Raw genomic sequence first — 23,261 nt, forward strand, 5'->3', positions numbered from 1 at the left:
CAAACGTGATATTTAGTTATTAATAAAAAAACCGCGCATCATTCAGATACGCGGTTTTATTTTTTCGATGTCTATTTACGTTATTTAATTCATTTGGCGTACAGTCACTGAATTAATTTGTAATGGATCATGCGTTGGTTCATCAAGCTTTAATGCTTTGACTGCCGCATGTCCAGCAGGTGTAACCCCCCCTTCATAAGAAGGTTCTGTCGCACCAGGGATCATATAAGCTTTAGAGCCTGGTGACCAAGCACTAAAGAAGCCACTTAAATCAGTTTGTGCTGCATAAGAGGCACATACCATTAATTGATCGCCTTTACTCAATCCTTGTGTTGATTGACAAGCATTCGGGGTTGGTAATTGCATATTGTCTTCTAAACCGCCACGCGTTAGACGGTGCATTAATTTAAATAAATTCCAGCCCTTCATGCCATCAACATCAGTGACGTAATAACGAGGTAACTTTCCAGTAATAACTTTAGCAATATCAAACTCAGTTTCAGCCCACTCTTTTAATTGAGCAAACATCACTAATCGTTCACCGTTACCACCAGCCGCCCAAGCATTAGGTTTTTCTAAGTTAACAAAAGCAGGTGCGATACGAATATCTTGTTCAACACGCGCCATTTTACCAAGGTGTTTATCCTGCATATAAAGTGCAAGAATATTGTTAGTTACCTCAGTTGAACCTTCAACACTAAATGGTGCTTCAGCTGCGTTATGACCTACCTCGTGCCATAACAACCAACTATTTAGCGGTGACATTTTTATATCACTACTATTAGTCTCAAAGCTAATATTCATAACCGGATAACCAGAGTGTGCCGTACCAATTGAAATAGCGACATCATTAACCACATGATGCTTATTATTTGGCAGTGTCGCATCCGTTACTTTACGATGATGCCCCGTACCTTCACCCTTCACTTCATCACGCGCATAAAATTCATTTAAATCTTCGGCAAAAACATCTAACTCTTGCGCGAATTGTTGTGGTTTACCACCATAATTACTCGCTTGAAGATTTTTTGATGCCGCAGTATAGATAAAGCTATCAGATTCAATTTCACCAATCGGAGCTGCTGACTCTTGCGAGTTTACCCAAGCATTATCTTTATACCATGGCGCGTCAACAGTGCCGTTTAAGCTAACACTAACCTTTCCTGTTTCATTACCTGATACATAGATCAAACCACCGTATGGCGCAGTAAATTCTGTTGAACCACCAGCAGACAATGTGAATGATTTAGAAACACGCGGAGGACGCTGTAAACCCAACTCATGTTTTTCACGTCCGGTTAGATCGTCAGCTAAAGCCACCGTAATTGTTACTGGGTTACTATTTCCTTGTACTGAGATAGTAAATGGCTGATGTGCCACAGCCCATTGACCAGTTGATTGACGATTACCTGCGTACCATGCGACGGTATTACTTGATAAATCAACATCCACTTTGGCTGATGATGAACCTTTGGCTTCACCCGGATATTGACGAATATCGGCTTTAATATCTAAATCAAAATATGAACGACCCAGCATTAAACGCGTTAACGGTTTTTCCATATAATTAAGTGGATAGCTTGGGTTCATCCAACCTTGGTATTCCACATTTACGTCGCTATTAGCACCATAAACCATGTTGTTATCGACAAGGCTTTGACCTAACTCGGCACTACACGTCGTTTGGCTTGGCGCATTATCACCATAACAATTTAGGAATTCAGTAAAACGTTCAAAACCTAATTCATCATTATTAACACCAGACTCATAACGGTAATCAAGATTATTCCACAGCCATACCGTCATATTTTGATAAATACGATTGAGATCAACACTGTTTAGACGCTCACCTTGTTTTCCTTTAGTACGGAAATACAATTCATGCTGATATAAACGTTCGATGTTTGTCCCAAGATCAGCCGCTTTCACCATTGCTTTAGCTGTCGCTTCATTCAGATCTAATTCTTGATAACGTGGTGTATACATGCCACCATCAATCGCGATACCGGTTCCAGGTCGATATTCTAAGCAGTTAACCTCATAGTGGTAATCGCTAAGCTGGCATTCTTGATAACCAAACTCACTCAATAACTGCTGTTTTGCAATATCAATTTGTTCTGGCGTTTTATTAAATGTATCAATAAATGCAACAACAGTTTCGTTTTTTCCTTCATCGTTAGTAATGACTTTCTTCGCAACTTCTAATTTTGGTTTATCATCAGGTTTATTATTAGTAATGAAATCCCAAATAACGATGCCATCTTTAATCGTATATGGTGGTTTTATCTCGCCACTAACTTCATCTTTTGCTGACTCATAACGTTCAATAACCCAAAAACCATGCTCTCGTTGTGCACGCACACGATCAGGATAACCATAACTAGGGCCACTAGTAACCACTGAATGACCATTTAATGCTAAACCCGCACCATCTAATAAACGCGCAAAATCGTCTTTAGGTTGAGAAGTAATACTTTCCATAATAAGTATATTGCCACCACGCTCAACATAACTAAGTAAACCAGAGACATCTTGCTCTGTTAGTTTAGGTTTGTTGATATCAGCAACGGTCGGAATAGTATAATCACTTGTAATAGCATTAAATTCATATCCATTAATAATCACTAATGGCATTGTTTCCGGATCAATCGAACTAAAATCAGTCACTTGTTCAATATTTAACTTAAAACGTTTATCTGCTTTAAATTCTGCGGAGCGGCCAACCTGCTGCCCTGCTTGACGGAAATAAACATGTGATATATTGGTTCCAACAGTAATAGAATCAGCAGAATTACTATAACGCTCGCCTAATAAATAACGGAACGTATTAGTAAAGAAATTACCCATATCAGGGCTATCCTTTGAATCAGCATCGCGCTGGCTACACACACCATTCTTATCAACACTACCGTTCCAACTGTAGCTATCAGGGCAGACCAAAATGCTGTTATAACGGTTATGTCCCACCATCATAACTTTACCGGTTCCTAACTCACCGATACTGATAAAAGGTAAGTTAAACGTTGCAGTCTCTGCACCAACATTTTCTGGTTCAACCGTTGATGGTGCTTCGGTGATATACGCTAGGCTCTTTTCATCCCATGCTTTTTTATCACCGAACTTAATCCAATAGTTATTATCATTACGCGCCATTAAAATAGGAAAAGCGCGATTAGATATATTGATCGAACTTTGACCTCGAGCACCACCAGAACTGCCATAAAACCATGTTGAATCAGTAAACACGTGGAATTTATTAACGGGTTTCCAGCCAGCTGTAATCGCGTCAGCCCCTGCCCCCCAAAGCTTATTAATATCTGCTTGAATATTTGGCTCTGTTACTGTTGCTGTACGTGGAAATGACAATGGTGAAAATAACAGGTTTGATTTACACGTTTCACCACAAATTGCACTATCAATCTGTTGTGCTAAGCCTGATTCAAATTGCTTATCAAATTCACCAGCAACAAGCACCTCTTTACCTGTACCATTATCCAATTGTACGGACTCAGACAACTCTATATTTAACGCTTCATTAATCACATTAGGGTATTGAGCAAATATGTTATGAACACGCTCGGAAATCTGAATATGATCAGTAGCGTCAGAATAACGTTGTAACAAACGTGCAATATTACGACCAGCATGCCCTTCGGCTAGCTCTGTCACTGTAAATCGGGTTTTATTAGCTTTAAATTCACCGAGCTCAAAGGTATCAATACCAAAGGCAACACTTTCGCCCCAGCTAAAGCTAAATTTACCGTCAGCATCAGTTTGTCCACGTCCTGATGGACTATAATAATCAACACCGACAACAGGCTGACTATCTAAATCACGTAAAAAGCCTTCCGTTAAAATTACTTTAGTTGGCTGGTAACTTAAATTTTGCTCAGCATTAGCACTTACAAAATGACTGTTTAAATCATTACTCGTTCCTGGTGTAACAACCGGTTGTGATTCAGGTTCATGAGTTGATGGTTTACTGTCAGTTTCTGTACTTTCATCAAGTTTATCGCTAATCAACGCATTAAATTCAGCGGTTGGTAGCAATATATCATCAGTATTATAGAAGTTATTAAACCGTAATTGATCAATATCTGATAACTTAAAATCAATCACTTTACCACTAACAACCGCCATTTTATTCAATAATGCTTGTGTATTAGCAACTGCATTTTGACGTTGGATATCATCATCAAAAGCAACAAAGCGATCTGATTGAACGAGCGTCAGTAATTTGATTTTTTCTTTAGCGTTGGACTTAGTTGTTTGTAATTGAACATCACTAAAAGTCGCTAATTCGATGCTATCAAATGAACATACGATAACTTTATCATCCTCGATGATAAAATCCGTCGCGGGTAAGCCATTACAAAGCACACTCGCACCAAAATTCATATCACCATTAAGCGAGAAAATACCGAAGGCAGGAGGAATATCAGGATCGACAGGCGGTAAAATTTCTGGTTTATCCGGATCAACCGGTGGAATAATTTCAGGTATTTCAGGATCAACAACTGGTGGTGGTGGAATAGGATCACTTGAATCACTACCACCATTGCACCCCATCAAAAGAGCTGATGATATAGCCAACGCAATCAACTTTTTATTTGCCACAATATACGTCCAATAAGTTATTTTTATTATAAATATTAGCCGTATATATATATTGAGTTATCGCTATAAGCAATAGTCATAATAAGGTAAATAAGCAAATCTAAAAAGAAATCCTTAATATTATAACTCACTTAAAATCAACGCATTACACCCTTACTCTTTGTAACAAACAGATACACTCTTTATATTGAAATAATGGGGTTTCTTATTGTCACGTCGTTAGATTAAGGATATGGCATTACGGTTTTATCATCAGTATTAACGGATAAATAATAATTTTTATCTGACTCTTCATAGCGATTAAAGCTAAATAAGAAACACTGCTGGCAATCGAAAATAGGTTGTGAATAATTGAGTGCTAAATTACTACCACCATTACGGTAATATTGGCTATCTAATGCTAACCCTACCGCGACTAATGCTTGTTGGTGATTATTAAATTCAGGCGCTTTACTTAGATCGGTAAGGTAATGGCCTGCATTATATTTCAGACGGTACATCTTATTATCATCAGCAACTAAAATATCACGCCATCCATTATGTGATTCATCTGCAACCAGGATGGGCTGATAAATGTTTTGCCATTGTGCTAATTTTTTTTGAACATGACTAAATAAAAAACCTTGGCAGCCTTTTTCAGTACAATACTCTTCCGTTTGCATAAGAATAAAGACTTCATCACGCCCATTGTTATTTAAATCAGCATATCCATAAAGATAAGGAAATAAGTCACCTTCAGTCACGGGTAATGATTGATCTGGCTCTAATATGTATTTATGTACGATTTCCGAAGCAAATTCCGCACGCTCTTTATCATTATCTAAATGCAATGAATCTTTAGTCTGTGTTAATAAATGATCATTATGGATTCTATCTACAACTAATATTGCACCGACAAACACTATCGCAAACAATAAATACAACGCCCCATATTTAATCATGCCGACACCTTTTATTCGCTTATCCTCCTATAGTGTACTAACTGTGATACTTTTTGCAGGCTCTGTTGTAATAAAAACCACTTAAAAGTGAGGCAAAAGAATAATTATGCGCCTATCCATTCAGGTTCTTTTTTCTTCCACCTTTTGGCTCATGAAGAACACGTCGATGCCAAATTGAATAATGCCGTAAAGCCGCAGGCCCATGAGCAATAAAGACTGAAAGTAATAATACTGTAATATAGATATTAGGTTGTTGCTGAGGAACCAATATAATTGAAGCCAGTAAAGCTAACTTAACAAAAGTTAATACGCCTTTAAGTTGAATTAACCACAACTTTGAACGATAAATCTCTTGTGACATCATCAAAAGACCACTGAACATGGCCAGTAACCACCAATTAAGCCATAGCGCTTTATCAAGATCGAAAATAAACCCGCCACTCGATATAGCAACACCTAAGATATGTAGTGCACGAATAGACGTTTTACTTAAACGCTGAATCCAAAAACGGGTTTCAGAAAGAGAATATTGGTTGTCGTTGTGCGATGAAGCTTTAGTCATTATGGCATCACTAGTAAGTAAAAAAACACTACTAGCATAACGTATTTATTTAAAAGGCTAAACCTTAGGATTTAAACGCTATAAATTCACAAATCACACCATCTCTAACTCGATAACAATCCATTCCTGCCGCATATGCAGCTTGGCAACCTAATTCAGTATCTTCAAATACCACACATTGTGCTGTTGGTACATCAAGTAAACGTGCCGCTTCAATAAAGGTATCAGGTAATGGTTTATGACGCTGGACATCATTTGCAGTGACCACTGCATCTAACAAGGGAAAAATACCTAAGGTTGTTAATATATCTAAAGCGTGGTGACGATAACATCCTGTCCCCACAGCAATACGTTTATTTACGTTTTTTTGTTGCTGCAACACAGCAAATGTAGCTGGAATAATATCGCCCTTATGCTTGATCTCATCAAAATGGCGTAATTTACTCATCACAAGTAACTGGGGATCGGCATCAATCTCGTGTTTGTTTAATAATGCTATCGCTGTATTTATCGTGGGTGAGCCTCCCATTGAATAAAACCAATCGTGCTCAAATGGCAACCCAAAATCATGACATGTGTGTTGCCATGCTTTTATATGTGCGGGCATTGAATCAACCAATGTGCCATCCATGTCAAAAATAATCCCTTGGTATAACGATAAATCCATTAAACACTCCTGATTTTGATTCTATTTATGCATATTTTAGATAATAGCCGTTACCACTAAAAAGGCGTGGTATTACTACATACTGAAGCTAGTGCTAATGCACTTGATTGATAGCCATTATTACTAAAAATATTATCATTAATAACAAGACTCTTGCTATTTAACCATTGTTGCTCACTAGAACCATTACCATAAGGTATTCTATAGACTGAAAATTGACGATCATTAGTGCTAAAAATTAAATTAACAGGTACATGTGCTGTATTATGTGTACGGTTAGAATAATAGCTAAAAGTTCCCTGACAATCTTTTACAATATAAGAGCCATTAATACTGCGTACTGCAATATAAGGTTGTCGAGTACCTTCATAGTAACGTTGTTGCCATAAACCCGTAGTATGCATCATCATTATTCGAGCTACATTATTTATAGAATCGGCATAATCAACAGTTGCAAGTTGAGTGGCAATAACATTTTTAACTTGAGCAGCAATAGGAACAGGAACCAAATCTGGAGCCTGAGATAGTGGCTGCTGATGTTGTCTTTGATAATGAAAAAATCCTCCTGTCACGACAATAATGACAAAAAGAATAAATAACATAACAAAACAATATTTTTTATTCGACTTTTTAGAGATGGAATTTTTATTCTCCCCTTCATCTAATTGGCGACGTAAAAAAACCAGTTGCTTATTAAGACTATTATTCGCCGCTTGTAATAATAACAATGTTTGCCGTGCACTGTTTTCACCCGCAGTAAAAGCATGCTCAACATTTTGCTTATGTTGTTCAAGTAAATCTTGTAGTTTTTCTTTTTCTTTAACCAGTTCTGCTATTTTACTTTTAAAATCATTACCTTGATCATTCTTCTCTGCCTGTTTAAGGATGGCATCTGAGCATTTTTTATTACCCTCACCTTTAATTACTTGTTGATAGGCCATGCTCAACATCTGCATTAATGCTTGAGAGCCTCCTTTATCAGGATGTAGCCTATTTGATAATTGACGATATTTTTTCTTTATCTCTGTTGTCGAACAGCTATCATCAGTACCAAGTAATTCATGAAATGTTGTCATTAATCAAATCATCAAAAGAAGTATAATATAATTATAAACAACTCCTCTATTACCTGTAAATGATGATCCACCCGCTATGATTCTTTATAATTATTTGATCGAAACTTTCCCGGAGAACAACCGATGTGTTTTTTAAATACTCGAGAAAAATACGAAACATCTTTAAAGCCTGCAGAAGTTGCCACTGATGCGATTTTTTCATGATCAGAACTTAATAATCCACAGGCTAAATCTAATCTTTTTTGAATAATATACTGTTTTAATGTAACACCCATTGTTGTATGAAATAATCGAGAAAAATAAGTAGCTGAAAAATCACACGCTTTCGCTAATTCTTCCTCTCGCAGTGGCGCACTAATATCATTATCAATAATAGATAATGCAGGTAATATAGATCGTTCACGTTGTGATATATCATCATCAATAACAATTTCTTCTTTATGAGTATGTAGCCGACTTAAACAACTATCAATTTTTTGTCTATTAGCACTAGCAACTAAAATATCTTCCGCACCAGCTCGTAATGCAACAATCGCTAACTCAGAATCTAAATCATGATAAACAATCACAATTTTAACAATAGGATAATGTTGTTTGATAATTCGTAATAATTTAAAACCATTAGATTGTGAATTTTCAATTTCAATGAAAATCAATTCATATCCAGTCATCGTTAATAACAATTCATAAGGTGATATTTCTAAAACATTATGATATTTAACAAGATTATTTTTAACACTGGTATATTTTTCTTTATGGCAGCAATTAACCCAGATCATATTACCCCCGAACACCACAACTAAGACACTTGGTTATCCAACTTTACGTCTTTAATATAAAGCGTATTTATACCTTTAAATAAGAAAATAATTACATGCTATTAATAAAATAATTTAATCTTATTAATTCTGCTGTTCCAAATATTAGATTTCAACACTATTACTTCAATATACCAATAGAAAATAAAACGATAATCAAAAAGAATATTCAACAGGGTATAGCGTTACCTGACTCATGTCAGCGATTTGAATAAGTCATTGTTTTGTGATGCATATCTAATAACAATAACAAACGGTTATCGGGATATTATAGATACGGTCAATAATAGCAGCAGTTCTTATATTTTGATTAAACGTAAATGACTTCTTTTTTAGCCTCAATTCGTTCTTTTTCTGTATACCCGTTGTTAGCCTTTAGCTTAGTATCTCAAATAAATATTGCTCATGCTGCTGAACATGATCGCCCTTATGTCGTGGCCGCTTATTATCCTGATTGGAAAGTCTATACACCTAATAACCCATACTCTGCTAGCATGGTTCCAGCGGAGAAATTAACTCATCTTATTTACGCATTTCTAGCAGCCTGTGGGCCCGTCGACTCTTCACCTGATAACATCAAAAAAATAATTAAAACCCAATGTAAAGATAAACCTATTGGCACAGCCATTATTTTAGATGAATATGCCGCACTACAAATAAAACTTGCGGGTAAAACGGCCAAGAATGTCAGTTATAAAGGTAATTTTGGCCAATTAAAACTACTGTCAGAAAAACACCCTCACTTAAATATCCTTCCAAGTTTTGGTGGCTGGACCCTTTCAGAACCCTTTCATACAATTGCCGTTAATTCTATTTATCGCCAGACATTTGTAAACTCTGCCATAGATTTAATCACGAAATACGATTTTTTTGATGGTATCCAAATTGACTGGGAATATCCTGGTGGGTACGGGTTATCAGGAAAAGGCAAGGATACAGTATCGCAAGAGCGAGAAGCCTATAGCCTTTTAATTGCGGAATTACGGCATAAATTAGATAGCTTAGGAAGTAAGAATAACCGTCATTACCAACTTTCAGCGGCAATCAACGCCGACAAAAAAACCTTACCCGGTATCAACTGGACCCATGTTGCTAATCATTTAGATCAACTCTATTTAATGAGTTTTGATTTCTTAGGCAATTGGAGTAACGTCGTTGGCCATCACAGCAATCTATACAGTACCTCCAATACACCAAATAATAATTCTGTGGATAATCTAGTAAAAACACTGATAGAAAAACAGGTTGATCCACATAAGATTATTATTGGTAGTGCTTTTTATGGCAGAGGATGGCAAGGTGTTGATGTTATATTCCCCGACAAACTTGAAAATTTACAGAGCTTAGGTGGATTAGGTAAAGGTTCTGACATTAAAGATCCTGGGTATTTTACTTACAGTGATATCAGCAAATATTTTATTAACAATCCTAAATTAGGCTATCGTTATTACTATGACCAGCATGCAGAAGCTGCTGTACTCTATAATCAAAAAAATAAAGAATATATTAGTTTTGAAGATAAACGTTCTCTCAAAGCTAAAGCGGATTATGCAAAGCAACATAAACTTGGCGGGGTGTTTGGTTGGGAAATTACCTCTGACGCTAATAATGAACTGATCACCATACTCGATAATAATTTAAATCCTTAGTTATCAAGTATAACTTACTATTAATATCAATTGCGCTAGCATAACTGATGGCTCTTTAGCTGGTTTATTTTTATACGGAATATTCCTTTTATTGTCCTCTGACGCTTATTTTATTTCGCTAGCGCTTTTTTTTTTACTTTTTTGCTGACAATCACATTTTTATCCCCTAACATTGCGGGCGAAATGAGTTCCGATGAAGATAGCAGGAGAGCGGCCATTGACGAATACCATGATGGTATAACACGTCGGCCCGCCGAAGAAGTAAGCGAAAAACAACATGATCCCATCAGGTTGTCACTCGTAAATCTTTCAGGCACCAGGTTGCAGTAATGCAATAGGTATGGACTGTTATTGGAGGAGCCTCTGGAGAGACTCGTTAAATCGAGCGCCGAAGGAGCAAACCGTTGCAATATAACGGTGAAACTCTCAGGCAAAAGGACAGAGGAGATAAGAGCAGCAACCAGAAGCCATTCTGTAACTAACATTTACCTGTTGTTCTGTATCTCTTCCTTTGTACGTTGAAGGAGGAATAATGAATCCACTACATGACACAATTTTTAATTTTCTACGCACGTTAGATAGCTTTGTTTGGGGACCGCCCCTATTAATTTTATTAGTAGGCACAGGTTTATACCTCACAATTCGACTTGGTTTTATCCAGATTCGATACCTACCACTGGCATTACAATATGTTTTTGGTGGTAAAAAAGATCCAGATAGCCGTGGCGAAGGTGACGTTTCAAGCTTTGCTGCTTTGTGCACTGCTTTATCTGCAACAATTGGTACAGGTAATATTGTTGGTGTTGCAACCGCAATTAAACTCGGTGGTCCCGGTGCACTATTTTGGATGTGGCTTGCTGCTTTATTTGGCATGGCAACAAAATATGCGGAATGTCTATTAGCCGTTAAATACAGAGAAGTTGACGCTAATGGTCAAATTCTTGGTGGCCCAATGTACTACCTTGAAAAAGGGGTTGGCAGTAAATGGCTTGCTAAACTGTTTGCAATTTTTGCTGTGGGTGTTGCTTGTTTTGGTATTGGTACCTTTCCACAAGCAAACGCTATAGTAGAAGCTGCACATATTTCATTTAGCGCACCTAAAGAAATTACGGTTGTTATATTAACGCTCTTAGTTGCAACAGTAACATTAGGCGGTATTCAATCAATTTCTAAAGTAGCAAGTACGGTTGTACCACTGATGGCTGGCTTTTATATTATGGCTTGCTTAATCGTTTTAGGTACTAACTTCCATGCACTACCCGCTGCCATTGAAACGGTTATTCAATCAGCCTTTACGGGTCATGCGGCTACGGGTGGTTTTGTTGGTGCCGGAATGATGCTTGCGATTCAATCAGGTATTGCCCGAGGTGTATTCTCAAATGAATCAGGACTAGGCAGTGCGCCTATTGCTGCCGCTGCGGCGCAGACAAATTCATGTGTACGCCAAGGCTTAGTCTCAATGACAGGTACGTTCTTTGATACGATCATTATCTGTACAATGACAGGCTTGACCCTTGTAGTAACAGGTGCATGGACTGGTGATTTCGCTGGTGCAACCATGACAACACATGCCTTTGCTGCTGGTTTGAATTCTGATTACTATGGTCCGTTAATGGTCTCTGTTGGCCTAATGTTCTTTGCCTTTACTACTATTTTAGGTTGGAACTACTACGGTGAGCGCTGTATTACGTATTTATTTGGCGTAAAAGCAATCATGCCATACAAGTTAGTTTTCTTAGTCCTCATCGCAAGTGGCGCTTTCATGCAACTTGATATGATTTGGGTTATTGCTGATATTGTTAATGGTTTAATGGCTATTCCAAACCTGATTGGTTTAGTGGTATTACGCCATGTTGTTATTGCTGAAACTCAGCAATACTTCGCAAGCCTAAAGTCACAGCGCGAAAATAACGATCCAATCTCAGTAAGCTAATTAATCTTAGCTCACAATAAAAAGCCTCAGTCCATCACTGCAAACGTGATACTGAGGCTTTTTTGTTTCTTGTTAATATTAGTACTTATTAAACGGATTCTCGCTTGCCATGAGCGATTCATATTTTATCTTACCCTCTTATCAACCTTTCTTACTTATCCTTCTGTATCGCATTCTCTGACTATTCAGTAGCAACACTAAAGTGACATAGTTAATTTGCCCAAATAAATACAGGTGAATGATCTCTTTTCAGTTTGATTTAAATTTATGGCATTTCACTGGCTTAGATCAAAATAAAGAGTACAAATAACGCTGCGATTGATTCAACGATACACCCTGCTCTTCCTGCTCTTCCTGCTCTTCCTGCTCTTCCTGCTCTTCCTGCTCTTCCTGCTCTTCCTGCTCTTCCTGCTCTTCCTGCTCTTCCTGCTCTTCCTGCTCTTCCTGCTCTTCCTGCTCTTCCTGCTCTCGCATTATTAACAAAAAAAAACGGATGCCAATGACTTTATCAGTCGGCATCCGTTTAATTTTATACTTTTAACTTATGAGATTAGCTTATGATTATGCTGCGGTTACTGCCGCTGGTGTATCTTCACCACGCATAACACGTGTTAGCTTAGGCGCAATAATCATAGTGAACAGAGCAATACCCGCAGTAGAGTAACCAATAATACCAAACACATGGCTATATAACATTAGTGTTTGATGCGGTTCAATAACGTTTGCAGGCGCTGCAGTTAGCGTCGCAACCCAACCAGCAACAACCGCAGCAGTTGCTGATGTTAGGAACCACATACCCATTGCAAAGCCCATCATACGTTGTGGTACAAGTTGAGCTACCATTGCTAAACCAAGACCAGATACGAATAACTCACCGATAGATTGGAATCCATAAGAAACAATAAGCCAGTTTGAATCAACAATACCATCGCTATTGGCAAAATGCGCACCAAGTACTAACACTAAGAATGACAAGCTACATAGCACCATGCCCAATGCAAATTTAAATGGCATAGAGAAACGATCGCCATATTTATTGTAAATCATCGCAAGTACTGGGCTGGCAATCATGATCCATAATGGATTAAGTGCTTGAAACTGTTCAGGCGCAACACTGATACCAAATAAGTCATGAGAAATATTATGGATAGCAAAAAAGTTCAGTGATGTCGGCATTTGGAAATAAAGAACAAAGAACACTACACCTTGTAGCATTAATATAAAGGCAACGAACATTTTTGCACGTTCAATACCTGATGTTGAGAATAGCTCTTTAAAGTACAAACCAACAATTGTACAACCAACAACAATTAAAATAGCATGTGCATAAAATAGGTGCTGTAATAATACTGAGCTAACAAAACTTAATACAATAGTACCGATAACAACGCCAAGGTAATATGTTTTGTTAACAGGCTTCATATCCGGCTTAGAACCGATAGTTTTAACAATATGACCACTAATAAAGAAGTTAATAAGAGTAATAACCAGGCCTGCAGCACTCACACCAAAAGCAAAGTCATAACCAAATCTCTCTGCGATCCATGGTGATAATAGCATTGAGAAAAACGAACCTAGGTTGATAGCCATATAGTACATTGTAAATGCACCATCTAGGCGGGGATCGTCTTTACCATAAACTTTTGCTAGTAAACTTGAAGGGTTTGCCTTAAATAAGCCATTACCCATGGTAATAAAGCCCATTGCTATATAGATAAGATCTGAACCACCGTAACCACTGGTTGCAGATAAACCTAATAAAGCATAACCAACAACAAGCACCATCGCGCCTAATCTGATGGTTCTTTTTGTTCCGAGAACTTTATCCCCTACCCAGCCACCGATAGCAACAGAGCCATAAACTAATGCAGAAAAGGCACCAAATAAAGTAAAAGAAGCAGTTTCTGACATGCCAAGAATTTTAACCATATAAACAGTTAAAATTGCTTGCATACCGTAGAAACCAAAACGTTCCCAGAATTCAATTGAAAATATCAAATAGAACGGTTTTGGTTGTTTAAATACGTTCCCGTCAGACATATGCTGTTTCCTTGAAAGGTTTCAGGTAAAACTAATCTAAACACGTATATTTCTTAGTGTTATTTCGCCCCAATGTGAAATAACAAGAATAATGACGCTATACCGTTTTATTAGTAATGAATATAAAATAAAAAGCAGCTACAGATTATAGTTATGCATTTTCTTACATTAAGACTGAAATAAAACAATAAATAAAGACACCGAAAATGGAATATTAAATACCACCAATATGTTATTTTTATTAATTTCTTTGTAAACATACAATTACAGCATTAAAACATCGTTCGAATATTAATTTAATATATTATCATTTATTTAAATACAATTATTACAAATAACAATGATTATCATTTCTATTTAAGGTAATAGAAATAGACTCTTTTATAATCTTTTTTATCTCTTCCTATACTATTATTTAAAAATGAGAATATAGGTCATATTGTTAGATTAATGGCGTTACTTATTTTTACTCTTATTAAGTTTTACTCAATATAAATATTCAATATGAAGAATAAGGTAAGTATTATGCGAACTACATTATCACGGCGTCGTTTTATGCAATTTACTGCAAGTGGTATTATTGGATTAACCATGGGGAATAAATTTCTTATACGCCCAGCATATGCGGCGGATCTTCCTCATCTAGAAGAAAGTAACCCACAAGCTGTCGCACTAAAATATGTAAATAAATCGACGGTCAAGAACCAGCAATGCAAAAACTGCTTATTAATTCGCAATGGTATCAATAATAATCACTGGCAACCTTGTGCTCTATTCCCAGGTAAAGCAGTCAATATCAATGGTTGGTGTTCAGCTTATGCACCCAAACCCGCATAAGTATTATTTCCCGTTATCATTTAAAAATGCCTGCGTCATAGCGCAGGCATTTTTATATTATTACCGTTATTCGTTTAGCGGTAACAACGCTCACCCCAACGCGCTAATCCCGCCGTTACAGAACCAAAGTAGCTCCCGCTTACGATAGGAATATTCGGTAACTGTTGCTCTATGCATTGGCGTAAAATAGGTGAACGTGCAGTACCACCGGTCATGAAGATAGCATCAGGCTTAATTTGACTTTGAGCCATCGCTTCAATGACAAGCTCTCGCATTTTCTCTTTCGGTGTTTCAATTGCTTCTGCTAACTGCTGTGCTGAAATATCCACATGAAATAAATCTTGCATCAATGCCATATTCACCGTGTGGTGAGCTTGGCTCGATAGTGCAATTTTCGCCTCTTCTGCATGGCGAATAATCTGATAACCAAGTGTCTCATGATACACATGAATCAATCGTGACAATAATTGTGGATCAGCTGCATCGTGACGCAACTTTTCTAGCGCACGTAAATTAGCATCACCGTAAAATTCAGTCTGTGCTGCAACATTATTAATCGCAATCGGGTTCCAAAACTGATTAAACGGCATATCAATACCACGTACCGTTTTGCTGCCTAAACCAAATTGAGGCATAAGTTGTTTAAACGCTAAATGGATATCAAGATCATTACCACCAATACGTTGACCACTATGCGCCAATAAACTTGAACTACGATCGGTTAAATGACGAAAACTAGGTCCCATCTGAATTAATGAGCAGTCAGTTGTACCACCACCGATATCAACCACCAGCACAGTTTTATCTGCGGTTAAGGTTGATTCATACTCAAGCCCGGCAGCAACAGGTTCAAATTGAAAGCACACATTTTTAAAGCCAGCTCGTTTTGCAGCCTGAGATAAAATCCCTTCTGCTTGTTGGTTAGCATTTTCGCCACCAATCCCTTGAAAGTTTACCGGACGTCCAATAACGGTACTGCTGATATCTTGTTGTAAACTTTGCTCGGCCGTACGTTTAATGTTGACCATCATTGCGCAAACAAGATCTTCAAAAAAACTAATTTGACCATCACGTAAGCCATTGGCACCCAAAAATGATTTTGGTGATTTTACATAATAGACTTCTTCGGGATCATCAAGATAAAGATCAAGTGCAGCCTGTCCAAACTGTACATCGCCAGCAACAACCTCAATATCTTCTTCTCGATTAAAAGCCATTGCGCGACGTAAAACTTGTTCACCAACACTGTTTGATGGTGAAACCCCCATAAAGCGATACAGATATTCAGACACAGCTTCTCGTGTCGGTGCACATAAGGTCGACGGAATATATTGATTATTGTTCTCTAACGGTAAAAGTTTAGGCTTACTATCTTCCATCACTGCAACCGAACAATTCGCGGTTCCATAATCAAATCCAATGTACATCGATTAACACTCACATGCGGCAAAAAAGCCGCTAATAATAGCTGATTATAAGGCGCAACACACGGAGATATTCACGCTTAATATTAGATAACCTCTCGGCACCTATAAACGTTTAACATTCGTACACAAATCAATTAAGTGGCACATTTTTTATGAGTTTTTATCATTTTATCGATGCATTTATCATAAATTATCGACATAATGGAATAATTCTTATTTATAAAAGTACCGAAACATGAAACGTATTTATCAAGCTTTTTTTGTTCTACTCTTTACTGTTTTTGCATTATCTGGCTGTTCTGATTCAAAAACACCACAAGAAGGTGATCAGTACTCAGTGATCCCAACACCTATGCCTGAAATGAAGGGCATCACCGAAATTTTTTCTCTTTCTTGCGGTCATTGCCGTAAAATGGAAAGCATTCTTCCAGAAATCAAAAAATTAACGAATAGCAATATTAAGCAAGTTCACGTTATTTTTAATGAAAGCGCTCAAAAAGCCGCCTTCATCTTCTATGCCGCAATGGTACAAACAGATAACAACCCAAGCCACGCATTAGTTGAGCAATTATTTGCGTTTGTGCAAGACTCACCAAAAGACATGACAGCAGATCAACGTAAAGCTGCTATTGATAAGATCTTCCATGATAACAAACTAAAAAGCCCTTATGAGTTAACAGAAGCTCAACAAAAAGAAGTCTTTAAGATGTTCCAACAGTCAGAAGATATTGTCCGTAATGCAGCGCTAGAGTCAGTACCTGCCTTCCTAATCAATGGCAAATATCTTGTAAATACCAGCGCTCATAAGAACCTACAAGATTTAGCAAACACCATTGATTATCTAAAGAACAAACAATAATCATTTAAATATTGTGTTATAAATACCTGCCATTGGCAGGTATTTTTTTATTCAAAAACAGAAGAATAACGAATAAAAACAGTGTGAAGTCATAAACCACTTACCCTAAGATTAATAATCTCGCCATCAATATTTTTTAAATATCACTCCATCATTCTATTTGCAGTTAATTCTTCATACCCCACCCCATTTTCATAAAAAAGCTATAACATTCACCCTTAATTTGTCGTACAAATATAGGTGCTTATTATAATAGGTATAAATGGATTTTTAACATTAACAAGGAGGTGCTTGTTATGAGTGATATTGCTTTATCTATCAGTATATTATCACTGGTAGCCGTACTCGGTTTATGGATGGGAAACTGGCGCATTAAAGGCGTTGGTCTAGGTATTGGTGGCGTATTATTTGGCGGAATTATTGTCGGACATTATACCGAAACAATGGGCATCACTTTAAATGCACATACTTTACATTTTATTCAAGAATTCGGTTTGATTTTATTTGTCTACACTATTGGTATTCAAGTTGGACCTGGCTTTTTTGCATCTTTACGTAGTTCTGGTTTAAAACTCAATGGTTTTGCAGCACTGGTCGTATTATTAGGTTGTGTCGTCGCAATCATGCTTTATATTGTTTTTGATGTACCACTCCCCATTTTATTGGGTATCTATTCTGGCGCTGTCACAAATACGCCAGCATTAGGTGCAGGACAACAAATTCTATCAGAGCTTGGTGTTTCTACTGATTTATTAGATATAACCGGTATGGGCTATGCCGTCGCTTATCCTTTTGGTATTTGTGGCATCCTTATCACAATGTGGCTATTACGATTAATATTTAAAGTTAATATTGATAAAGAAGCAATGGTTTACAACTCTAACAGTGGTGACAAAAAAGAAGGCTTACAAACGCTCAACGTTGCCGTTCGCAATCCTAATTTAAATGGCCTTACCTTTGTTCAAATTCCAGCGATCACCGAAGGCGCTATTATTTGTTCACGCTTAAAACGAGGTAATCAACTGTCGATACCTAAAGAATCAACCACGATTGAACTCAACGATGTATTACATTTAGTGGGTACAAAAGTGGCTCTTGAGAAAGCACGATTAGTGATTGGTGATATTGTTGATATCTCCCTTTCAACAAAAGGTACTGATTTACAAGTTGAACGTTTAGTGGTCACGAATGAAATTGTATTAGGCAAAAAAATTCGTGAATTGGAATTAAAAGAAAAATATGATGTGGTGATTTCTCGGCTTAACCGAGCCGGTGTTGAATTGGTGCCTAATAGCCAAACATCACTCCAATTTGGTGATATTCTTAACCTTGTTGGTAGTAAAGATGCTATTGCTGCCGTAAGCGGCATGGTGGGTAATGCCGAACAAAAACTCCAACACGTACAAATGCTACCTATCTTTATTGGTATCGGCTTAGGTATCTTATTAGGTTCAATTCCTTTGTATCTGCCAGGGTTTCCTGCCGCACTCAAGCTTGGTCTTGCCGGTGGTCCTTTAATTGTTGCCTTAATACTGGCTCGTATTGGTAGCATTGGTAAACTTTATTGGTTTATGCCACCTAGCGCTAACTTAGCATTACGTGAAATAGGGATTGTCTTATTCTTGGCGGTAGTGGGATTAAAATCAGGCAGTGGTTTCATTGACACTTTGGTCAATGGAGATGGTTTTAGTTGGATGGCTTATGGTGCCTTAATCACTTTCATTCCTTTAATCATTACAGGCTGTATTGCGCGTATATTTGGTGAACTTAACTACCTTTCTATGTGTGGCATGTTAGCCGGATCAATGACAGATCCACCAGCACTAGCATTTGCAAATGGACTGCATCCTAGTAATGGTGCTGCGGCACTTTCTTATGCTACCGTTTATCCACTCGTTATGTGTTTACGTATTTTATCACCGCAAATACTGGCTATCCTACTCTGGATTGGATAACAAAAAAACAGCCATTATCGTTAGTATTCAGACGATAATGGCTGTTACTTATTCCAGAAAAAATTACATCATTAGATAACTTCAGTTAATCAATAAACACCAGACATGGCCTTCCATTATGATCTATTTTATCAATACTGGTTTTAAACACCGCTTGTAAACTCTCAACAGTCATAACCTGCTCAACACTACCAAACGCAACACATCGTCCCTGATCTAGCAACATCACATTATCCGCTTCACGTAAGGTTCGATTGAGATCATGATTCACCATAACAACCGTAATACCCTGCTGTGACATTTTTCGAACTAATTGATACATCGCCGCTTCTTGACCAATATCTAAAGCGGCAGCAGGTTCATCAAGCAATAACAGCGTTGCTTGGGGGTTAATCGTTGGCCAAACTTGTAAACATGCAGCGGCAAGTCGTACTCGTTGCCATTCACCACCAGATAATTGTTGAATATTGCGTGATAACTTATCTTGAATATCTAGACGCTGACATATTTCATCTAATGCCAGTTGCAATTGCGTCATGTCAACATTCTGCAAAGCAGAAACCGCCAAAGATAAATATTGAAATACAGGAATAGAAAAACTGGGTTTATCTTGTTGTGATAAATAACTACGAACATGTGCTAACGATGGCAAATCATAATCCGCCAAATCAATATTCAGTAATTTAATACGACCACTATAATCAAATAATCCTGATAAAATAGAGAGTACTGTACTCTTACCGCTACCATTAGGCCCTATAACATGCGTGATTTGCCCAGAATAAAGAGTTAATGACAACGGTAACAACCGTGGCACAAAAGCGATATTTTGAGCAGTTAAAACGACAGTCATTGATGTCGAGCTCGCGTCATTATCCAATTTTGTTGCCATAATTTAATCCAACTGCGAACGCATCAGCATCCAAATAAACACGGGTGCGCCTAGTGACGTTGTCACCACTCCAATAGGTAGATCTGCGTCAGCTAATAATACTCGTGATAAGGTGTCAGCTAATACTAATAATATGCCGCCACAAATAGCAGAAAGAGGCAGTAAATACCGATTTTCAGTACCAAACTGTAACCGTAATAAGTGCGGGACAACTAAACCAACAAACCCAATCACCCCAGCAAGTGCCACCGAACAGCCCACCAATAACGAGATCATCAAAATCAATAACCATCGAATACGTCTAACATCGACGCCTAATTGCCGCGCAGTCACATCACCCAGCATCATCACATCCAATGATTTACCTTGCATACAAAGCACGATCAATACTGGCACAATCACAAATAAGAGTGACAATTGCTCCCAACTCACACCACCAACACTGCCCATCAACCAATACATCAATTGGCGCATACTTAAATCATCACTGAAATAAAACGCCCATGTCACCACTGCCCCTGATAAAATACCAAGCGCAACGCCAATTAATAATAAGCGCGCCATTGAGATTTTTTGGCGACGTGAAAAGCCAACGAGAATAAGAGTAAACAATAACGCGCCAGCCATCGCTGCCATCATGGTAATAAAAGGCGTTGGTGTAATAGCGGTCACAAAAAGTAATAGCACTACGGCCAGACTGGCACCACCCGAAATACCTAACACACCAGGTTCTGCTAATGGATTACCTAATAATACTTGTAATACCGCCCCTGAACTTGCCAATGCCGCACCAACAATTAAGGCGGCTAATACGCGTGGTATTCGTAATTGTAATAATAATTGTTGCTCAAGTGCGCCATTCGGAGCCCACGGTAAAATCCAGACTTCACCAACAGCAACAGCAAACACACAAATAACCACTAACAGCAGCGACGACACAATCAAACAGGTACGCCATCGTCGTTGCTGTCGGGATAATAATTCATTTAACAACATCAATATTTATTACGCTCAAAGAATAAGGCTAAATACCATACATAGCCGATATTATAATGCAAACAAATAGAGGAAAAAGAGAAGCATTAAAGGTAGTTATCAATATGATGTGTTAGCTATAGCACAAACTCGCACTTGCTCATCAAAGATCAAATTCGCTTTCTTAACCATCAATGCAGCTCGCTGTCCAAGGATCACATGTCGGTTAGGAAAAACAACCGCCTCACCACCAGTAGCTGCGCTATAAGTTTGATCGCCTTCAATTGCAAAATCATCGCCTTCTGCAAAAAAAGTAAAATTAGCGACATCATCGTTAAAGGTAAAAAAGAAATCATCGTGACGCTTAATAATAGTGCGACTGACTTGATACACCGCAACTTCACTGGTCCAAATAATAGGTAAAGCCGCACCAGTAATTAATTGCAGCATCGCATCTTTAAATGGTGCTAATAACGTAAAATCATTATGCCCAATCTTACCCACTCGTCCAAGTTCTACTGTAAGTGCTTGTGCACCATGATATTCAGCACTGTACCAAGCAAAAGTCGGTGACGGTGTATTAGACAACAATACCGCATCAAGTTTTGCATGGTGAATAAAACTAAACAATTTATTACTGCGCGTCTGTTTATCCGTATAAGGGCTAATAGCAAAGGTGTCGTGTTGTGAGGGGCGAATAGCACAATGCAAGTCAAGATGCCATCGTTCTGGCCTTATGGCAATAGAAGCACCATAGAAGCTGTTGATGGCTAATTGCAGCGCATTAGCAATGCAGCATTCATTATTTCGTTCAGGATTTCTTACTTGGAACAAACGATTCATATTTTCAGTCATGAAACGTTGCTGATAATTAACAGCCTCAGGATGAGCAATAATTAATAATAATCGGTGCATGGGTTGAATATGGCCAAGTAAGATACTAGAGGCAACTTGCTGAATAAGTTCTATTGGTGATGTCTCATCACCGTGGATACCAGAAGACAACACAATATCTTTTGCATCACTCGATAGCTCCCTTGGCGTGATCTGTAATACACCACGGTACAACAATTGACAATGCAACCCAGAATCTAATGTCCATTCTTCCGCTATAAATGGTTGCGAGAAATCACACGTCGCATCAAGGAATCGCCCTCGTTTGATCTGCTCAATTAATGTCATTTCACTACCTCCATGTTCATTATGTTAAACAATCCTTCGTCTTATCTTTGCTCTCTCTTTCATCCTTATAATAACCACCACTACTATTCTAATTATTCAATGTCCCTTTCTCTCAATATAGCCCTCCCATCAACACAATCGCAAAAATAAGATAATAAAAAACCCAAGCAAAAATACATTTACTTGGGTTTCGGTTCGGATCAGCAAACTTGTGAAAGATTTATTTATTAACTTCTAAACTTTCGACACGTGCCTTCAGCTTCTGACCAGGACGGAATGTAACGACACGGCGTGCTGAGATAGGAATATCTTCCCCTGTTTTAGGGTTTCTTCCAGGTCTCTCATTTTTGTCACGCAAATCAAAATTACCAAAACCAGATAATTTAACTTGCTCACCATTTTCTAGAGCCTTCCTAACTTCTTCAAAGAAGACTTCCACCGTATCCTTGGCGTCCCGTTTGCTTAATCCAACATTTTCAAACAGGTTCTCAGCCAAATCGGCTTTTGTGAGCGCCATAGATAACTCCCTCAAGACTATGTTGAATAGATAGTGTCCATACCTACAATATAAAAAGTATGCCACTGTGAATAAGGTATATGTTAATTAGAGATGTAATTTTAAACATTCAAAACTACGGGACTATATTATCCCTCTCACTATTAACTAGACTCAGTCTAAGCCAACTCGCTGATTTTCGCCAACTTTTTTACGTTAACTTCATGTCAAATAACACCATTTTAGTTGCTAAATTTTACTATAACAATGCATCTAGTTGATCTTGTTTTTATACTCAACAGTGCTAAATCACTAAAAAACTAAAGATATATAGT

At 37.8% G+C, this 23,261-nt stretch carries 18 protein-coding genes and 2 riboswitches; of the genes, 5 read left to right on the forward strand and 13 right to left on the reverse strand.

The features are described from left to right. Positions 1-84: 84 nt before the first annotated feature. From C9I86_RS08530 to C9I86_RS08555, 6 genes are all read right to left on the reverse strand, one after another. Positions 85-4,569: an SslE/AcfD family lipoprotein zinc metalloprotease gene (locus C9I86_RS08530; protein ID WP_107276183.1), complete on the reverse strand. Its 4,485-nt coding sequence runs from the start codon at positions 4,567-4,569 to the stop codon at positions 85-87. 272 nt (positions 4,570-4,841) lie between these two features. Continuing rightward, positions 4,842-5,558 carry a hypothetical protein gene (locus C9I86_RS08535; protein ID WP_080157201.1) on the reverse strand — a complete coding sequence of 239 codons (717 nt, stop codon included), beginning with the start codon at positions 5,556-5,558 and terminating at the stop codon, positions 4,842-4,844. 112 nt (positions 5,559-5,670) lie between these two features. Next, positions 5,671-6,120, reverse strand: coding sequence for a hypothetical protein (locus C9I86_RS08540; RefSeq protein WP_080157200.1), 450 nt, complete (start codon positions 6,118-6,120; stop codon positions 5,671-5,673). 64 nt (positions 6,121-6,184) lie between these two features. Further along, positions 6,185-6,787, reverse strand: coding sequence for an HAD family phosphatase (locus C9I86_RS08545; RefSeq protein ID WP_080157199.1), 603 nt, complete (start codon positions 6,785-6,787; stop codon positions 6,185-6,187). A gap of 56 nt (positions 6,788-6,843) precedes the next feature. Then, positions 6,844-7,863, reverse strand: coding sequence for a J domain-containing protein (locus tag C9I86_RS08550; protein WP_107276148.1), 1,020 nt, complete (start codon positions 7,861-7,863; stop codon positions 6,844-6,846). Positions 7,864-7,937: 74 nt separating this feature from the next. Next, entirely contained in the window at positions 7,938-8,642 is a 705-nt protein-coding gene (locus C9I86_RS08555) for an AraC family transcriptional regulator (RefSeq protein ID WP_080157759.1), read from the reverse strand. Between the two features lie 359 nt (positions 8,643-9,001). Here C9I86_RS08555 and C9I86_RS08560 point away from each other — a divergent pair, with 359 nt between their 5' ends. Next, positions 9,002-10,330, forward strand: coding sequence for a glycoside hydrolase family 18 protein (locus C9I86_RS08560; protein WP_107276149.1), 1,329 nt, complete (start codon positions 9,002-9,004; stop codon positions 10,328-10,330). A gap of 193 nt (positions 10,331-10,523) precedes the next feature. Next, a riboswitch (glycine riboswitch) is annotated at positions 10,524-10,664 on the forward strand. Between the two features lie 19 nt (positions 10,665-10,683). Further along, positions 10,684-10,782: riboswitch (glycine riboswitch) on the forward strand. Between the two features lie 80 nt (positions 10,783-10,862). Beyond that, positions 10,863-12,263, forward strand: coding sequence for a sodium:alanine symporter family protein (locus C9I86_RS08565; RefSeq protein ID WP_080157196.1), 1,401 nt, complete (start codon positions 10,863-10,865; stop codon positions 12,261-12,263). Positions 12,264-12,551: 288 nt separating this feature from the next. Here the strand turns inward: C9I86_RS08565 and C9I86_RS20050 are convergent, their stop codons facing one another. After that, positions 12,552-12,782, reverse strand: a complete 231-nt coding sequence (locus C9I86_RS20050) for a hypothetical protein (protein ID WP_241956869.1) — start codon at positions 12,780-12,782, stop codon at positions 12,552-12,554. Between the two features lie 42 nt (positions 12,783-12,824). Then, positions 12,825-14,303: a dipeptide/tripeptide permease DtpA gene (dtpA, locus tag C9I86_RS08575; RefSeq protein WP_080156581.1), complete on the reverse strand. Its 1,479-nt coding sequence runs from the start codon at positions 14,301-14,303 to the stop codon at positions 12,825-12,827. 525 nt (positions 14,304-14,828) lie between these two features. On the opposite strand from dtpA, the gene C9I86_RS08580 reads away from it, so the two are divergent. After that, positions 14,829-15,140 (forward strand): high-potential iron-sulfur protein, encoded by a 312-nt coding sequence (locus C9I86_RS08580; protein ID WP_107276150.1) that lies wholly within the window; start codon positions 14,829-14,831, stop codon positions 15,138-15,140. Between the two features lie 74 nt (positions 15,141-15,214). Here C9I86_RS08580 and yegD read toward each other — a convergent pair whose 3' ends face one another. After that, the gene (gene yegD / locus C9I86_RS08585; RefSeq protein WP_107276151.1) at positions 15,215-16,567 is read right to left on the reverse strand and encodes a molecular chaperone; all 1,353 of its coding nucleotides are present in this window, start codon (positions 16,565-16,567) and stop codon (positions 15,215-15,217) included. 235 nt (positions 16,568-16,802) lie between these two features. On the opposite strand from yegD, the gene C9I86_RS08590 reads away from it, so the two are divergent. Together C9I86_RS08590 and C9I86_RS08595 are read left to right on the forward strand one after the other, a co-directional pair. After that, the gene (locus C9I86_RS08590; RefSeq protein WP_080156584.1) at positions 16,803-17,426 is read left to right on the forward strand and encodes a thiol:disulfide interchange protein DsbA/DsbL; all 624 of its coding nucleotides are present in this window, start codon (positions 16,803-16,805) and stop codon (positions 17,424-17,426) included. Between the two features lie 296 nt (positions 17,427-17,722). Further along, positions 17,723-19,381, forward strand: coding sequence for a putative transporter (locus C9I86_RS08595; RefSeq protein ID WP_080156585.1), 1,659 nt, complete (start codon positions 17,723-17,725; stop codon positions 19,379-19,381). Between the two features lie 85 nt (positions 19,382-19,466). Here C9I86_RS08595 and btuD read toward each other — a convergent pair whose 3' ends face one another. From btuD to ihfA, 4 genes are all read right to left on the reverse strand, one after another. Continuing rightward, entirely contained in the window at positions 19,467-20,234 is a 768-nt protein-coding gene (gene btuD, locus C9I86_RS08600; RefSeq protein WP_107276184.1) for a vitamin B12 ABC transporter ATP-binding protein BtuD, read from the reverse strand. 42 nt (positions 20,235-20,276) lie between these two features. Further along, the gene (gene btuC / locus C9I86_RS08605; protein ID WP_080156586.1) at positions 20,277-21,269 is read right to left on the reverse strand and encodes a vitamin B12 ABC transporter permease BtuC; all 993 of its coding nucleotides are present in this window, start codon (positions 21,267-21,269) and stop codon (positions 20,277-20,279) included. Positions 21,270-21,368: 99 nt separating this feature from the next. Further along, positions 21,369-22,430 carry a succinylglutamate desuccinylase gene (locus C9I86_RS08610; protein ID WP_107276152.1) on the reverse strand — a complete coding sequence of 354 codons (1,062 nt, stop codon included), beginning with the start codon at positions 22,428-22,430 and terminating at the stop codon, positions 21,369-21,371. A 220-nt stretch (positions 22,431-22,650) separates the two neighbouring features. Then, positions 22,651-22,947: an integration host factor subunit alpha gene (gene ihfA / locus C9I86_RS08615; RefSeq protein ID WP_036795089.1), complete on the reverse strand. Its 297-nt coding sequence runs from the start codon at positions 22,945-22,947 to the stop codon at positions 22,651-22,653. Positions 22,948-23,261: the final 314 nt, after the last annotated feature.

The organism is Photobacterium sp. NCIMB 13483 (assembly GCF_003025475.1).
Taxonomy (GTDB): Bacteria; Pseudomonadota; Gammaproteobacteria; order Enterobacterales; family Vibrionaceae; genus Photobacterium; species Photobacterium piscicola.

Coding starts and splice junctions, on each gene's coding strand:
- C9I86_RS08550 (WP_107276148.1), bottom strand. CDS start 7,863: ATGACAACATTTCATGAATTACTTGGTACTGATGATAGCTGTTCGACA.
- btuC (WP_080156586.1), bottom strand. CDS start 21,269: ATGTTGTTAAATGAATTATTATCCCGACAGCAACGACGATGGCGTACC.
- dtpA (WP_080156581.1), bottom strand. CDS start 14,303: ATGTCTGACGGGAACGTATTTAAACAACCAAAACCGTTCTATTTGATA.
- ihfA (WP_036795089.1), bottom strand. CDS start 22,947: ATGGCGCTCACAAAAGCCGATTTGGCTGAGAACCTGTTTGAAAATGTT.
- btuD (WP_107276184.1), bottom strand. CDS start 20,234: ATGACTGTCGTTTTAACTGCTCAAAATATCGCTTTTGTGCCACGGTTG.
- C9I86_RS08580 (WP_107276150.1), top strand. CDS start 14,829: ATGCGAACTACATTATCACGGCGTCGTTTTATGCAATTTACTGCAAGT.
- C9I86_RS08535 (WP_080157201.1), bottom strand. CDS start 5,558: ATGATTAAATATGGGGCGTTGTATTTATTGTTTGCGATAGTGTTTGTC.
- yegD (WP_107276151.1), bottom strand. CDS start 16,567: ATGTACATTGGATTTGATTATGGAACCGCGAATTGTTCGGTTGCAGTG.
- C9I86_RS20050 (WP_241956869.1), bottom strand. CDS start 12,782: ATGCCGACTGATAAAGTCATTGGCATCCGTTTTTTTTTGTTAATAATG.
- C9I86_RS08610 (WP_107276152.1), bottom strand. CDS start 22,430: ATGACATTAATTGAGCAGATCAAACGAGGGCGATTCCTTGATGCGACG.
- C9I86_RS08555 (WP_080157759.1), bottom strand. CDS start 8,642: ATGATCTGGGTTAATTGCTGCCATAAAGAAAAATATACCAGTGTTAAA.
- C9I86_RS08540 (WP_080157200.1), bottom strand. CDS start 6,120: ATGACTAAAGCTTCATCGCACAACGACAACCAATATTCTCTTTCTGAA.
- C9I86_RS08530 (WP_107276183.1), bottom strand. CDS start 4,569: ATGGGGTGCAATGGTGGTAGTGATTCAAGTGATCCTATTCCACCACCA.
- C9I86_RS08595 (WP_080156585.1), top strand. CDS start 17,723: ATGAGTGATATTGCTTTATCTATCAGTATATTATCACTGGTAGCCGTA.
- C9I86_RS08560 (WP_107276149.1), top strand. CDS start 9,002: ATGACTTCTTTTTTAGCCTCAATTCGTTCTTTTTCTGTATACCCGTTG.
- C9I86_RS08565 (WP_080157196.1), top strand. CDS start 10,863: ATGAATCCACTACATGACACAATTTTTAATTTTCTACGCACGTTAGAT.
- C9I86_RS08545 (WP_080157199.1), bottom strand. CDS start 6,787: ATGGATTTATCGTTATACCAAGGGATTATTTTTGACATGGATGGCACA.
- C9I86_RS08590 (WP_080156584.1), top strand. CDS start 16,803: ATGAAACGTATTTATCAAGCTTTTTTTGTTCTACTCTTTACTGTTTTT.